Consider the following 14,296-nt stretch of genomic DNA (forward strand, 5'->3'; position numbering starts at 1 on the left):
GGTCTGTCCGACCCCTCGTCCCGCGGGAGGGGGGCAGCGCCTGCGACACTGGAGCGAGACCCACCGCGCACCAGTGAGCCCGCCGGCTCCGAGAGGAGAGGTCCGCGCATGCCCCCCGAGATCCCGGACGTCCCCGCCGTCGATCGGCTGACCCGCCGCGGCCTCACCCGCCGCGGCGTCGTGCTCGGCGGCCTCGCCGTCCTGCCGCTGCTGAGCGCCTGCACCTTCGACTCCGCGTCCCCCTCGGACTCCGAGCCGCAGGAGGCGCCGCGCACGCAGGCCGCCGCACCCGCCGGTCCCGTGGCGCTCGCCGCCGACGCCGCGAGTGCGAGCGCCCTGCTGTTCACCGCGGCGCCGCTCGTCGTCGTGGTGGAGGACGTGCCCGCCTCGGTGCTGCTCGCCGCGCAGGTGAGCATCGCCTGGGGCGTGCCGCTGCTGGTGGAGAGTGCCGGATCCACGTCGACCGCGACTCCCTCGGCCTCGCCGTCCGACTCGTCGATCGACGCCGAGCTCTCCCGGCTCGGCACCACCCGTGTCGTCGCCGTCGGCGCCGTCGCGGAGCACGCGGGTGTCGACACCGTGACCGCCGCCGCCGAGGCCGCCGCGATCGAGGAGGCGACCGGAGTCGCGGTCGACCCGCTCGACGCCGCCTCCCTCGTCGCCCTCGCGCCCGGCGCCCCCGCGGCGCCGCCCTTCGGCGCGCTGCCGGCGCGGGCCGAACCGCTCGCCGGGGTGACCGCCCTCGCCCAGGCCGCCGACGTCGCGGCCGTGGCGAACGCGCGCGCCGTCGGCGTGCCGGTGACCCTCGTCGGCGACTCCGTGACCGACCTGCTCGCCTCGGGCCCGGCCGTCACCGCGATCGCCGACGCGGGCGCCTCCTGCACCCTGCTGCTCGGACCGGTCCTCGCCGCGCAGTCGCTGCCGGAGTGGTCGGTGCGCGCCGCCGCGAGCGGCTGGCAGCTGCCCGGCGGCGGGCAGCGCCTCTTCGGCGGGCACCTCTACGTCGCGATCTACGGCACGCCCGGCGCACCCGTCCTCGGCGTGCTCGGCGAGCAGGGTCTCGACGCGACGATCGCGCGGGCGGAGGCGGTGGCCGAGCCGTACCGCTCGCTCACCGATCTGCAGGTGGTGCCGAGCCTCGAGATCATCACCACGGTCGCGGCGGGCAGCGCCGGCGGCGACGGCGACTACTCCAACGAGCTCGACCCAGCGGGCATACGCCCCTACATCGACGCGGCCGCCGCGGCGGGCATGTACGTCGTGCTCGACCTGCAGCCGGGCCGCTCCGACTTCCTCACTCAGGCGCAGGCCTACGAGGAGCTGCTGCGCCTCCCGAACGTCGGCCTCGCCCTCGATCCGGAGTGGCGGCTCGCGCCCGACGAGGTGCCGCTCGCGCAGATCGGCCGCGTCCAGGCCGCCGAGGTCGACAGCGTCTCGAGCTGGCTCGCGGACCTCGTGCAGCGCGAGGGCCTGCCGCCGAAGATGTTCGTGCTGCACCAGTTCCGGCTGTCGATGCTGCAGGACCGCGACAGCATCCGCCGCGACCGCCCCGAGCTCGAGTTCCTGATCCACGTCGACGGCCAGGGCGGCCAGCCCGACAAGCACGCCACCTGGAACGCCCTGCACGAGGGCGCCCCCGAGGGCATCGCCTGGGGCTGGAAGAACTTCTACGACGAGGACCTCCCGATGCTGACCCCCGCCGAGACGATGGCCCAGGTCGCCCCCCTCCCCGACCTGATCACGTACCAGTAGCCCCCCCCTTCCGCGAGATGCCACTTGTGCACGCGACACGCCGTGAAAAGCGTGCACAAGTGGCATCTCGCGGTCGGGGTCAGCGACATGAGCGCCGTCGAGGGAGACCTCGTCGATGTCGACGGTCGTCCTGGTGAGGAGGCGGGTCATGCTTCGTGCAGGCCACGCTCCAGGGTGTCCCCGGAGTGTGCGCTCGCGACCGCCGAGAGGAGTCGGCGAGCGTTCTCCGGGGAGTGGAGCAGATACGCGGTCTCGACCTGCGACTCGTCCTCCTCCGGCGCGCCTGCCATGAGAGGCTCGATCCTCTGACCCATACGAGCATGGTCCCAAGTCCACCCGGCTGACGTGTGAGTTCTCGCGAGATGCCACTTGTGCGCGCGACACGCCGTGAAAAGCGTGCACAAGTGGCATCTCGCGGAGGGGGACGGACGGGGCCGGGGTCAGGAGGGCTGGTGGGCGGCCTCGCGGCGGCCCTCCTCCTTGGCCTGCTCGACGAGGGCGGCGACGCGGCGGCGGGAGCGGGTGCGGCCGGCGAGGAGCGCGGCGAGGATCAGCGCGAGGCCGAGCAGGACGGCGAGCTGGGGCAGGGGGACGGCGGTGGTGGTGGTCGACTCGGTGAGCGGGGCGATGTCGACGGGGTCGAGGCCGTCGGGAGTGACGACGGTGGGGGCGACGGTGAGGTCGATGCCGACGGCGAAGAGGGGCCAGACGTCGTCGAGCGGGAGGGTGACGGCGCGGCGGTCGCCGGGGAGCAGCTCCTGCTGGGCGGCGTCGGCGGCGACGAGCGGTGCGGAGGCGCCCTGGGCGGTGGCGCTGCCGTCGAGGAGGAGGCGGACGTTGCCGGTGTTGACGATGTCGGCGGTGACGGTGAGGGCGCCGGGCTGGAAGGGGTTCCAGGAGAGGCGGTAGTCGCCGGCGAGGTTCTCGACGGCGACGGCGGGGGCGACGTCGCCGGTGACGCGGGTCATCACGCGGAAGCCGATGCGGCTCTCGACGCCGACGGAGGAGCCGCCGACGTCGGTGCCGACGGAGACGAGGGAGGCGGCGAGGCCGGCGGCGTGGTCGCCGGGCTCGGCGTCGTCGGGGACGGTGACGGTGAAGGGGACGATGCCGGTGCCGCCGGGTTCGACGGTGACGGTCTCGGGGGCGGTGATCCAGGTGCCGGCGTCGACGGACTCCTGGTCGGAGGGGAGCATGTTGAAGCGGCCCTTGTCGGTGAAGTAGCCGTCGGCCGCGTCGATGCGGAAGGTGACGGTCTGGTCGCTGAGGTTGCGGACCGCGGCCTGCTCCTCGGCGGTGGCGCCGGGGTCGAGGTCGAGCTCGACCCAGGAGCGCTTGTCGACGGCGCCGTCGGTCGCGGGGCTGACGGCCCAGGTGATCTGGTCGGTCGCGGCGGCGAGGGCCGGGGGAGCGGCGGAGAGCGCGAGCGCGCCGACGAGGACGGCGAGGAGGGCGCGGAGCACGGAGGTCATGGGGAGTCCAGGTTCTCACGGGGTGGAGGGGACGCGGGCCCTCTGCCTGCGGAGCGAGGAGGCAGCGGAGCGGGCTCTCTGCATGCTGATCGAGTAGTCCGCGGAGCGGACGTATCGAGATCCGGCGTGTTCGGCGGGGTGGGTCTCGATACGCCGCCTGCGGCGGCTACTCGACCAGCATGGAAGGGGCACGCCGGCGGCTGCTCGGCCGGCGTGCGCCGGCTCACTCGAAGAGGGAGAGGGTGAGCGTCGAGCTGTAGTCGCCCGCGTCGACGGTGGTCGGCGTCTTGAGGGTCAGCGCCGCGTTCGCGGTCCAGGAGCCCTCCTCGGCGACGCCGGCGGAGTCGTTGGTGATGGCGAGGAGCTCCTGGTCGACGAGGCCGACGCCGTCGGGGCCGCCGTCGAGGGCGGTGTCGACGACGTCGCCCTCGGCGACGAGGCCGGAGTCGCCGCCGTCGATCAGGTTCGGGGCCCAGCCGAGGTTCTCCGCGCCGATGGTGTCACCGGTCGACGAGGTGAAGTCGCTCGCGGTTCCGAGGACGTACCAGCCGGCGCCGTCAGGGATGTCCGCGGCGTCGCGGGTGTCGGTGACGGTGACCGTGGGGAGGGTGCCCGTGAACTGGCGGGCCACGCTGTTCGAGCCGTTCTCGGTCAGGGCGGTGGAGTCGCTCGCGACGGTCATCGAGAGCGAGCCGGGCGTGGTGAGCGGCGCGATCTGCACGTTGACATCGACGTCGTCGGCGCCCTGCTGCTCGTCGGCGAACGCGGTGCCGGCGACGCCGAGCAGGAGCAGGCCTCCGGCGATGCCGGCGGTTCCGCGGAGGAGGAAGGAGCGGGTGTTCATCAGGGTGTTCTCCGTTCTCGAGACGGCGTCGTCGCCGTCCGGTTCAGTGGTGTGGGGTCGGTGGTGTCGGGTGGTCGGTGAGGTCGGTGGGAGGCGCGAGCGCGTCAGCCGCAGCTCGCCGCCGCGTACGGCGCGGTGGCCGTCGCGGTGGCCGGCTTGCCCGCGACGAACGCGGTGGCCGTCGCGGTCGCGGAGCCGGCGGGCAGCGTGGCGGTGCGGGTCGTGAACGAGTGGGTGACCGACTTGCCGGCGGCCACCTCCTCGAACGTCTTCGAGCCCGAGGTCGAGGTGACGACCATCTTCACCGGGAAGGCGTTCGGGTTCGTCGCGACGACCGAGAGGACGACCTTGCCCTGCACGCAGCGGGTCGAGGCGGTGGCGGTCGCCGTGATGGCAGGGGCCGCGGTCGGCACCGTCTGCGGGCTGACGCTGGTGAGGGTCGGGACGACCTTCTGCATCAGGCCGGTCGCCGGGTCGAAGGTCACCTTGTCGATGGTGGTCTCGCGGTGCTGCCCGTCTCCGCCGGGGACGGCGAAGCGGTGGTAGGCGATGTACCAGTCGTCGGTGCCGGGGACGTTGACGATCGAGCTGTGGCCGGTGGCGAGGATGCCCTGCGAGGGGTCCTTCTCCAGGATCACGCCGCGGTACGTCCACGGTCCGTCGATGCTCGTCGAGGTCGCGTAGCCGACCTTGTAGTTCTCGGAGCCGGTGTCGTCGATCGAGTAGGTCAGGTGGTAGAGCCCGTTGCGGTGGTTCATGAACGCGCCCTCGCGGAAGTCCGTGAGGCCCGAGATCGTCTTGATCGTGCCGGCCTTGACCGAGAGCATGTCGTCCGAGAGCTCGGCGTACACGGGTGCGCCGTTGCCCCAGAAGAGGTAGCTCTTGCCGGTGGCCGGGTCGGTGAACGCGGCCGGGTCGATGGCCTGGCCGGACTTCACGGACTCGCCGTTGGTGATCATCGGGGACTGCTGCGCGGTGAACGGGCCCATCGGGTTCGACGCGACCGCGACTCCGATGGTCTTGCGGTCGAGTGCCGCGTTGTGGCCGGAGAAGTAGAAGTAGTACTTCCCGCCCTTCTCGATGATCGTCGGTGCCCAGGCGTTGCCGGTCGCCCACGGGACGTTCCCGTTCGCGCCGTCCAGGGTGAGGATCGGCTGCGCGGAGCGGGTCCAGTCGACGAGGTTCTTCGAGGACCAGGCGTAGAAGGTCTTGCCGCCCCAGCCGGGGAAGCCGTCGGCGGTCGCGTAGAGGTAGTAGGTGTCGCCGAAGACCGCGATGTTCGGGTCGGCGTAGAGGCCCGGGAGGACGGGGCTCTTCATCTCGACGGCCTTGAGCGTCCAGGTGGTGGTCGCTCCGCCGCCGGCCGGGGTCAGCACGACGGTCTGCGGGGTGCGCAGGTCGCGGACGGTGCCGGAGGCGGGGCTCGCGGTGACGCCCGCGGCGGTCGAGTAGGTGGCGGTGAGCTTCGAGCGGTCCGTGCCGGGCTTCACCGGGAGGGTGACGGTGCGGGTCGCCTGGTCGACGATCGGCGCGGTCTTCAGCACGTCGCCGGTGAGCGTCACGTCGGCCAGCACGGTGGTGTTGCCGGAGGAGGCGAGCACCTCCGCCGAGCTCAGCGCCCGGTTGTAGAGGGCGAACTCGCGGACCTGGCCGCGGAAGCGGTTGTCGGCGTCGTAGTTCGAGCGGCCGATGGAGTTCGCCGTGGTCGTGCCGCCGCCGATGTCCTTCGGGTCGGCCGTGACGGTGCCGCCGCCGACGCGGACGCCGTCGAGGTAGAGCGTCGCGGTGGTGCCGGAGAGCGTGTAGGTCAGCTGCGCCCACTGCCCGCGGGGCACGGCCGAGCCGGAGGAGACGGTCTGCTCGGTGGTGTAGTTCCCGGTGGTGAGGCTGGTGCGGTAGTTGTTGCCGGAGGTGAAGAGGTAGCCGTCGCCCGCTCCGTTGGTGGTGTTGCCGAGGCCGTAGAGGAAGTACGCGCCGCTCTGCGCGGGGTCGATCCAGACCTCGGTCTGCACGGTGACGTCGGTGACGCCGGCGAGAAGATTGTCCGGCAGCTTGATGTAGTCGTCGGTGCCGTCGAGCTTCACCGAGCCGGTCTGCCAGGCGCCGCCCGAGACGATCGTGCCGTTCAGGCCGTTGCCCGAGCTGTCGGTGACGGTCGTGCCGGAGCCGCCGTCGAAGGTGTAGCGGAGGATCTCGCCCTTCGCGTTCACCGGCTTCGGGGTCGGTCCGGTGGTCGTGCCGCCGTAGGCCGCGGTCAGGCGGGCCTCCTCGGCGCTGGAGAGCCGCAGCACCGAGCCGTGGCGGAAGGGCTTCGAGAACGAGTAGGTGTTCGCTCCGGTGGTGCCGACGGGCAGGGCGGTGAACCGCATGTCCGCGAGGGTGTCAGTGACGTAGGCGGAGTAGCCGAACGAGTCGCCCATCACGACCCAGCGGCCGTCGGGCAGCTGGTAGACGGTGAGGCCCTCGAGGTGGTCGGCGAGGCCGCGGGAGGTCTCCTCGCCGCGGGCGATCACGCGGGTCCACGGGCCGGCGAGGCTCGAGGCCTTGTCGACGACGGTGCGCCAGTCGGAGGTGGAGAAGCGGTAGTAGACGCCGTTCTCGACGGCGATGGTGGTGTCGATGATGTTCGGGCCGTCGGCGCTGTTGGTCGACGAGTTCTCGTCGAGCCAGACCGTCGGGGTGGAGAAGCTCTGGAAGTCGCGGGTGGTGGAGACGTAGACGCGCAGCGCCCAGTCGTCGGTGCTCACCTGCGTCTTGTCGCGGCCGGACCAGTAGACGTAGTACTGGCCGGTGGCCTCGTCCCAGATCGCCTCGGGCGCCCAGACGTTGCCCGCGTTGGGCGAGCCGGCGAAGACGAGGTTCTGCTGACCCCAGGTCACGAGGTCGGTCGAGCGCCAGACGACGAGCTTCTGGCTGGCGTTCACCTGGTCCCAGGAGCCGCCGCCGGCGGTGCCCTCGGCGTGCAGGTCGGTGCCGAGGATCCAGTACTCGTCGCCGGTGGGGGAGCGGACGAGGTGCGGGTCGCGGACGCCCAGCGTGCCGGCGAGGTTGGCGAGCACGGCCTTGTCGTTGTTGAGCTTCGACCAGTGCAGGCCGTCGGTGCTGGAGCCGAAGTAGATCTTCTCGTAGTCGGTCGACGCGAAGTGGGTCCAGAGGTAGCCGGCGTCGTACGCGGTGTCGAGGTCCGCGGGCGCGGCAGTCACGGTGACCGGGAGCTGCCGGGTGGCGGTGGTGCCGGCGACGGTCGCGGTGAGGGTGACGGGGGTCGAGGCGGCCTGGCGCTTCACGACGCCGGTGGTGCTCACGACGGCGGCGTTCGAGGAGGTCCAGGTGACGTCGTAGGAGCCGGCCTTCGCGGGCAGCGTGACGTTGCCGCGGACGTCGCCGGCGTTGACGATGCTCAGCGCGTCGAGCGCCTTCTGCGCGTCGGCGTTCGCCTCCTGCGCGGGCACGGTGGCGGTGAAGGTGCGGGTCTGCGTGGCGGAGCCGCGGGTGACGGTCGCGGTGAGCACGGCCTGGGCGCTGCCCGTGGCGGGCCGGGTGACGACTCCGCTCGAGGAGACGACGGCGGCGTTGCTGGAGGACCAGGCGATCGCGGAGCCGTTGGGCCCGGTGGTCGGCAGGGTGAGGTTCGCGGTGACGGCGGAGAGGTCGCCGAGGCTCAGTGCGGCGGCGTCGCGGGTGGTGCGCGTGGTGTCGCTCGCCTGGAGGGTGGCGACGTCGGCGGCGCTGAGCGCGCTGCTGTAGATGCGGAAGTCGCGCACCGAGCCGGCGAGGAACTTGTCGCCGGTGTAGACCGAGCGGCCGATCGCATTCGCGGTGGTGCTGCCGCCGCCGATCGCGCCGGGGGTGATGGTCACGCCGGTCTGCTGCGCGACCTGGGCGCCGTCGAGGTAGAGCCGCGCGGTATCGGAGGCGTCGTCCAGCGTGTAGGTGAGCGTCTTCCAGACCCCGCGGGCGAGGTCGGCGCCCGAGTTCACGGTCTGCTCGGTGGTCCAGTTGCCGGTGGCGATCGAGGTCTTGTAGCTGTTGCCCGTCGTGTACAGGTAGCCGTTGCCGGCGCTGTTCGTCGTGTTGCCGAGGCCCCAGATGAAGTAGGGGGTGCCCTGGGAGGGCTTCACCAGGACCTCGGTGCTCACGGTGATCGAGCTGAGGCCGGCGAGCACATTGTCGGGCAGCTTCACGAAGTCGTCGACGCCGTCGAGCGTCACGCCCGCGGCGCCCGAGGCGACCGCGCCGCCGGAGAGGACGCCGTCGCGGCCCTTGCCCGAGCTGTCGACGGCGACCGTGCCGCTCGTCTCGTCGAGCGCGTAGCGGAGGATCAGATCGTCGGCCGGGGCGGCTGCGGCGGACTGCGCCGTCAGCAGCGGGACGGTGAGGGCGAGCGCCGTCACGAGGACGATCGGTCGCAGGAAGGGCTTCATCGCACTTGCTCCTAGTTCGGCACCATTGCTGAAGGGAAAGGCTCCGGCACGCACCGGCGATGTTCACGGTAACACGATGTTGACGTCAACGCGACGGCAGTCTGTCACAAGTTCTCGGACCCGGGCTCGCCCCGGCCCGGGCTCCGAGGTCACCCGTCACAAGCGGTCGCCTTCGACGTCCGGACCCGACCGTTCTCGACGGATCGAGGGGATCCGCGGGGTGTCGTGAGCGCGGGTGCGGCTCAGGATGCGAGCTGCTGGACGCGCTGCTTCGAGAGGCCGAGCATCACGCCGGCGTCGGCCTGGCTCATGTGCGTCGTGCTGAGGAGGGTGCGGACGGCCTCACGGCGCAGGGCGGCGGCGCGGTCCTCGGCCTCCTCGGCCTGCGTGCGCAGAGTCTCCGCCTCGTGCCACGCGGTCGCGACCTCGGCGGGCAGCTCGTAGGAGAGGCGGATCGTCAGCTCCTCCTCCTCGACGTCGAGGAGGGCCGAGACGACACCGGTCGCCATGGCGGGCACCTCTCGGAGCGACCGCGCCTGCGTCACCGCGTCGAGGGCGGGGACGTGGATCATCCACCAGCGGCCCTCCCGGGTCACCACGGCGTCGAACGAGCGCTCCGTGGTGCGCAGCAGATCCGTGCTGGTCATGACGCCCTCCTCCTCCCCCCGCGATGCCGTTCGCACCTGTTGCGGTCGTTCATCGCCAGCCCGCCGGACTGCCCGGCTGGGCCCTGATGACCTGGCGGACGACTCCCGGAGACACCTTGCCGTGTCGCGGAATCGCGAGGACCTGCGTGCCGTCTGGGGAACCCCAGACGTTGTGCGGACCCTTCTCGCGGAGGAGCCGCCATCCGCAGGACTCGAGGAACCGCTCGACCTCGCGCTGCTTGACTTCCTTGACCACGGTAGCGGACCATACCCCCTTGTCAAAGCAGACAAGGGGGTATGGTCGCGCACCGACGCGGGGCGTCGGTCGGCGGGCGTCAGGTCCGGTTGCGGGCCATCACTGCGCGCTGCAGGAGCACGAAGACGAGCAGGATGCCGCCGGTGATGATGGTGGTCGCCTCGGGCGGGATGCCGCCGTCGCGGGTGATCAGGACGTTCATCAGGCCGAGGACCAGGGCGCCGATCACCGAGCCGAGGACGAAGCCTACGCCGCCGGTGAGCAGCGTGCCGCCGATGACGGTCGCCGCGATGGCGTCGAGCTCCCAGCCGGTGCCGGTGATGTTCTGCGCGCTGCCGAGGCGGGCGGTGTAGACCACGCCGGCGAGGCCCGCGAGGGTGCCGCTGATCACGTAGATGAGCAGCTTGGTCCGGACGACGGGCAGGCCCATCAGCGCGGCCGACGGCTCCGAGCCGCCCATCGCGTAGACCGTCCGGCCGAGGCGCGTGCGGTGCAGCACGAAGAACGCGGCGGCGACGACGAGCACGGCGATGATCACGCCGGGGCTGATCACGAAGTCGTTGACCTTCGGTCCGTCGATCAGCTTCATCGGCGTCGCGAGCGACAGCACGGCCGAGTCCTCGGGGAGGCGCTCCGGGACCGTGCTCAGCATCGAGGCGAGACCGCGGGCCAGGAACATCATCGCGAGGGTCGCGATGAACGGCTGGACGTTGAAGTACTGGATGAGCACGCCCGAGATCAGGCCGAACGCGGAGCCGATCAGCACCATCAGCAGCATCACGAGCCAGGGGTTCCAGCCGCTGTTGATGAGCAGCACGCCGCTCACGCTGCTGAAGGCGATCACCGCGCCGACCGAGAGGTCGATGCCGCCGGTGAGGATCACGAAGGTGAGGCCCACGGCGAGGATGATCAGGTGCGCGTTGTTGATCAGCAGGTTCGAGATCGTGCTCGCCTGCAGGATGCGCCCGTAGGCGACCTCGCCGTAGACGATCATGCCCAGGAAGATGACCAGGGCGGCGAGGGTCGGCAGCTTGTCGAGGTGCTGGCTCAGCCACGAGGTGGCGGAGGAGCGGTTCGACTTCGCCGGCGGGGCGGGTCGGGTCAGCACGGCGCTCATGCGGGGATCGCCTCTTTCTGCGGGACGCTGCGGCGCGCCTCGCGACGGTTCTTGAAGGCGGAGCGGACCCGCTCCGACTGCAGCAGGCACAGGGCGACGATGACGATCGCCTTGAAGGCGGGCGTCGCCGAGGACGAGACGCCGAGGAAGACGACCGTCTTGTCGAGGGTGGCGATCAGGATCGCTCCGACGGCCGCTCCGGTGATGTTGAACTTGCCGCCCGCGAGGGAGGTGCCGCCGACCACGACCGCGAGGATCGCGTCGAGCTCGAGCTGGTAGCCGGTGCGCGAGACGTCGACCGTCATCACGCTCGCGGTGGCGAAGACGCCCGCGACGCCGGCGAGCACGCCGGAGCCGATGTAGGCGGTCATCAGCAGGCCGCGGCGGTTGATGCCGGCGAGGCGGGCCGCCTTCGGGTCCATGCCGATGGCCTCGATCATCAGGCCGAGCGCGCTGCGGCGCACCAGGACCCCGACGACCACGACGATCGCGATGGCGAGCAGGAAGACGACGGGGAGTCCGAAGACGTAGCCGTTGGCGAGCCAGCGGAACGGCTCGTTCGTCGCGGCGGTGTTCTGGCCGCCCGTGATGACCTTCGCCAGGCCGCGGCCGGCGAGCATCACGACGAGCGTGCTGATGAAGGGCTGGAGCCCCACCACCGAGACCAGGATGCCGTTCACCGCGCCCAGCACTCCGGCGACCAGCAGCGCGAGGCCGAAGGCGGCCGCGGCGGCGCCGAGCGAGTCCGGCGCGCCCTGGGCGTTGAGGAACTCCATCGAGACGGCACCGGCGACGACCATGATCGAGCCGACCGAGAGGTCGATGCCCCCGGTCGCGACCACCAGGCACATGCCGACCGCGATCATCAGGATCGGGGCGGCGGCGCGGGCGATGTCGATCACGTTGCCGACGAGGTAGCCCGTGGTCGGGCTGACGGTGACGCCGAGGTAGCTCGGGTCCTTGACGACGTTGACGAGCAGCAGCAGCACGATGGCCACCGCTCCCCAGAAGTACTGACGGCGGATCAGGCTCGCGAGGAGCGAGCCCCGGTCCGGTCGCGTGTCGCTGCTCATGATGCGGCCTCCTGCGTGGCGCCTTCGAGAACGACGACGTCCTCGTCGACGACTCCCTCTGCGGCGATGGTAGTGACGATCGACTCCGCAGTGACAGCGGGTCCGTTGAGGATCTCCGCGATCACGCGGTGGTCCTTGAGGACGATGATGCGGTCGCTGAGGCGGACGACCTCGTCGAGCTCGGACGAGATGAAGACCACGGCGACGCCCTCGCCGGCCAGGGCGACGACCTTCTCCTGGATCTCGGCCTTGGCTCCGACGTCGATGCCGCGGGTCGGCTCGTCGAGGATGAGGATCTCCGGGGCGGTGGCCAGCCAGCGCCCGAGGAGCACCTTCTGCTGGTTGCCGCCGGAGAGCTTGCTGATCGGGCGGTCCGGGTCGGCGGGGCGCACGTTGAGCTCGACGAGGTACTTCGCGACGATCTCGTCCTTCTCCTTCTTGGAGAGGGGGCGGGCCCAGCCGCGCTTGGCCTGGACGGCGAGGATGAGGTTCTCCCGGACCGAGAGGTCGCGGATGATGCCCTCGTCGCGGCGGTTCTCGCTCGAGAAGGCGATCTTGTGCGCGAGGCCGGCGGTCGGCGTCGGGACGTCGATCTTCTTGCCGTGCAGCGTGATCTCGCCGGTGTCGGGCTTGTCGACGCCGTAGATCAGGCGGGCGAGCTCGGTGCGGCCGGAGCCGAGGAGACCGGCGAAGCCGACGACCTCGCCGCGGTGCAGGGTGAGGTCGGTGGACTCGATGGAGCCCTTCTTCGAGAGGCCCTTCGCGGTGTAGAGCGGGGCCTCGCGGTAGAGGTGGTCGCTGTCCGCGCGCTCGGAGTCGAGGGAGCGCAGGGCGGCGATGTCCTTGCCGATCATCTTGGAGATCAGCGAGGTGCGGTCCAGCTCGTGGGTGAGGTACTCGCCCACGTAGGTGCCGTTGCGCAGCACGGTCAGGCGGTCGCTGATCGCGTAGACCTGGTCGAGGAAGTGCGAGACGAAGAGGATCGCGACGCCCTCCGCGCGGAGGCGGCGGATGACGACGAAGAGGTTCTCGACCTCGTTCGCGTCCAGGCTCGAGGTCGGCTCGTCGAGGATGAGCACGCGCGAGTCGCTCACCGTGGAGCGGCTGATCGCGACCAGCTGCTGCATCGCGATGGAGAGCGAGGAGAGCGGGCGGCGCGGGTCGAGGTGGCCGAGGCCGAGGCGCTCGAGGGCGCGCTTCGCGGCGTCGTGGGTCGCCCGCCAGTTGATGCCGAAGGGACCGCGCACCTCGTAGCCCAGCATGACGTTCTCGCCGATGCTGAGGTTGGTGCAGAGGTTGACCTCCTGGTAGACGGTCGAGATGCCGGCCGCCTGCGCGTCCGCGGTGCCGGCGAGGCGCCGGGGCGTCCCTCCGACGACGATCTCGCCGCTGTCGATCTTGTAGACGCCGGTCAGCGCCTTGATGAGGGTGGACTTGCCGGCGCCGTTCTCGCCCATGAGGGTGTGGACCTCGCCCGGGAACAGGCGGAAGTCGACACCGTCGAGGGCTTTGACGCCGGGGAAGCTGATCGAGATGTTCTTCATCTCGACGATCGGAGGCGAATCCGCCATGTCGCGTCGTTCCGTTCTCGAGTGGCGCTGCTCTGCGCCGGAGGTGGGAGCGACCGGGACCCGCGGTGGAGTCCCGGTCGCTCCCGGTGGGGGGTGGTGCTTAGAACTTGCGGTCGGGCAGGGCGGTCGCCGCGGCCTCGGGCGAGTCGAAGGTCTCGCTCGGGACGACGATCGAGGACTCGACGGTCTCGCCGGCGAGGGTCTTCTCGACGGCGTCGAGGGCGGTCTCGCCGAAGAGCGGGTTGTACTCGGCGACGAAGCTGAGCTCACCGTCGGCGAGGGCCTGCAGGGCGTTCTTGGTGCCGTCGATCGTGGCGATCTTGACGTCGACGCCCGGGGTGAGGCCGGCCTCCTGGACGGCCTGGACCGCGCCGAGACCCATCTCGTCGTTCTGGGCGAAGACCATCTGGACGTCGTTGTTGTTCGACTTCAGGACGGTCTCGAAGACGCTCTTGGCCTCCTCGGTGGACCAGTTGGCGGTCTGCGCGCCGACCTTGGTGAAGGCGGAGTCGGCGCCGATGACCTCGTCCCAGCCCTCGTTGCGCTCGTTGACGACCGAGACACCGGCGGGGCCCTCGAGGGTGAAGTACTTGGCGCCGTCGGGGAAGGCGGTCTTCGCCCAGTCGGCGACCGAGGTGCTGACCGCGATGTTGTCCGGCGCGATGCGGGTGACGTAGAGGTCGCTGTTGTCCGGCTCGATGCCGCGGTCGATCAGGATGACCGGGATCTCGGCCTCCTGAGCGCGCTCGAGCGAGTCCTCCCAGCCGGAGCCCTCGGTGGCCGACAGCAGGATGATGTCGACGCCCTCGTCCACGAAGGACGTGAAGGAGTCGATCTGCGACTTCTGGTCGCCGTTGGTGGCGGGGGCGTACTTGAGGTCGTAGCCCGCGTCGGCGGTGAACGTCTCCTCGATGTTGGTCTCGTTCGCCTGACGCCACGCGCCCTCGGGGCCGACGGCCACGAAGCCGATGGTGGTGACGTCGTCGCCTCCGCCGCCGGCGGCCGTGTCCGAGCCGCCGGAGCAGCCGGCGAGGCCGAGCGCGAGTGCGCCGACTGCTGCGAAACCGAGGAACTGGCCGAAACGCCTCGTGTTGTACATGGATCTCCTCCTTGAGATCACGGACGCGCGGGAGCGCCCGT

10 protein-coding genes are annotated in these 14,296 nt (G+C 71.1%); 1 reads left to right on the forward strand and 9 read right to left on the reverse strand.

Annotated elements, in window-relative coordinates; translation table 11 throughout:
- Positions 1-108: 108 nt before the first annotated feature.
- Complete coding sequence (locus MT353_RS19305; protein ID WP_243625640.1) at positions 109-1,752, forward strand: hypothetical protein; 1,644 nt, start codon at positions 109-111, stop codon at positions 1,750-1,752.
- Positions 1,753-2,192: 440 nt separating this feature from the next.
- Here MT353_RS19305 and MT353_RS19310 read toward each other — a convergent pair whose 3' ends face one another.
- From MT353_RS19310 to MT353_RS19355, 9 genes are all read right to left on the reverse strand, one after another.
- Positions 2,193-3,224, reverse strand: coding sequence for a WxL protein peptidoglycan domain-containing protein (locus tag MT353_RS19310; protein ID WP_243625641.1), 1,032 nt, complete (start codon positions 3,222-3,224; stop codon positions 2,193-2,195).
- A 223-nt stretch (positions 3,225-3,447) separates the two neighbouring features.
- Positions 3,448-4,068 (reverse strand): hypothetical protein, encoded by a 621-nt coding sequence (locus tag MT353_RS19315; RefSeq protein ID WP_243625642.1) that lies wholly within the window; start codon positions 4,066-4,068, stop codon positions 3,448-3,450.
- A gap of 104 nt (positions 4,069-4,172) precedes the next feature.
- Positions 4,173-8,492: a family 43 glycosylhydrolase gene (locus MT353_RS21765; protein ID WP_279400920.1), complete on the reverse strand. Its 4,320-nt coding sequence runs from the start codon at positions 8,490-8,492 to the stop codon at positions 4,173-4,175.
- Positions 8,493-8,734: 242 nt separating this feature from the next.
- A complete protein-coding gene (locus tag MT353_RS19330; RefSeq protein ID WP_243599724.1) occupies positions 8,735-9,139 on the reverse strand; it encodes an antitoxin HicB in 405 nt (134 codons plus the stop codon).
- Positions 9,140-9,188: 49 nt separating this feature from the next.
- Positions 9,189-9,395: a type II toxin-antitoxin system HicA family toxin gene (locus MT353_RS19335; RefSeq protein ID WP_243616416.1), complete on the reverse strand. Its 207-nt coding sequence runs from the start codon at positions 9,393-9,395 to the stop codon at positions 9,189-9,191.
- A gap of 79 nt (positions 9,396-9,474) precedes the next feature.
- Positions 9,475-10,512 carry a sugar ABC transporter permease gene (locus MT353_RS19340; protein WP_123446514.1) on the reverse strand — a complete coding sequence of 346 codons (1,038 nt, stop codon included), beginning with the start codon at positions 10,510-10,512 and terminating at the stop codon, positions 9,475-9,477.
- Entirely contained in the window at positions 10,509-11,585 is a 1,077-nt protein-coding gene (locus tag MT353_RS19345; RefSeq protein WP_127888177.1) for an ABC transporter permease, read from the reverse strand. The genes MT353_RS19340 and MT353_RS19345 overlap by 4 nt, the downstream gene beginning before the upstream one ends.
- On the reverse strand, positions 11,582-13,156 hold the full coding sequence (locus tag MT353_RS19350; RefSeq protein ID WP_243599726.1) for a sugar ABC transporter ATP-binding protein: 1,575 nt from the start codon (positions 13,154-13,156) through the stop codon (positions 11,582-11,584). Before MT353_RS19350 ends, MT353_RS19345 begins: the two co-directional genes overlap by 4 nt.
- A 100-nt stretch (positions 13,157-13,256) precedes the next feature.
- Positions 13,257-14,255 carry an ABC transporter substrate-binding protein gene (locus tag MT353_RS19355; RefSeq protein WP_123446517.1) on the reverse strand — a complete coding sequence of 333 codons (999 nt, stop codon included), beginning with the start codon at positions 14,253-14,255 and terminating at the stop codon, positions 13,257-13,259.
- Between the last annotated feature and the right edge of the window lie 41 nt (positions 14,256-14,296).

This window comes from Rathayibacter sp. VKM Ac-2927, assembly GCF_022815525.1.
Lineage (GTDB): Bacteria > Actinomycetota > Actinomycetes > Actinomycetales > Microbacteriaceae > Rathayibacter > Rathayibacter festucae.

Coding starts and splice junctions, on each gene's coding strand:
- MT353_RS19310 (WP_243625641.1), bottom strand. CDS start 3,224: ATGACCTCCGTGCTCCGCGCCCTCCTCGCCGTCCTCGTCGGCGCGCTC.
- MT353_RS19345 (WP_127888177.1), bottom strand. CDS start 11,585: ATGAGCAGCGACACGCGACCGGACCGGGGCTCGCTCCTCGCGAGCCTG.
- MT353_RS19315 (WP_243625642.1), bottom strand. CDS start 4,068: ATGAACACCCGCTCCTTCCTCCTCCGCGGAACCGCCGGCATCGCCGGA.
- MT353_RS19330 (WP_243599724.1), bottom strand. CDS start 9,139: ATGACCAGCACGGATCTGCTGCGCACCACGGAGCGCTCGTTCGACGCC.
- MT353_RS19305 (WP_243625640.1), top strand. CDS start 109: ATGCCCCCCGAGATCCCGGACGTCCCCGCCGTCGATCGGCTGACCCGC.
- MT353_RS19355 (WP_123446517.1), bottom strand. CDS start 14,255: ATGTACAACACGAGGCGTTTCGGCCAGTTCCTCGGTTTCGCAGCAGTC.
- MT353_RS19340 (WP_123446514.1), bottom strand. CDS start 10,512: ATGAGCGCCGTGCTGACCCGACCCGCCCCGCCGGCGAAGTCGAACCGC.
- MT353_RS19350 (WP_243599726.1), bottom strand. CDS start 13,156: ATGGCGGATTCGCCTCCGATCGTCGAGATGAAGAACATCTCGATCAGC.
- MT353_RS21765 (WP_279400920.1), bottom strand. CDS start 8,492: ATGAAGCCCTTCCTGCGACCGATCGTCCTCGTGACGGCGCTCGCCCTC.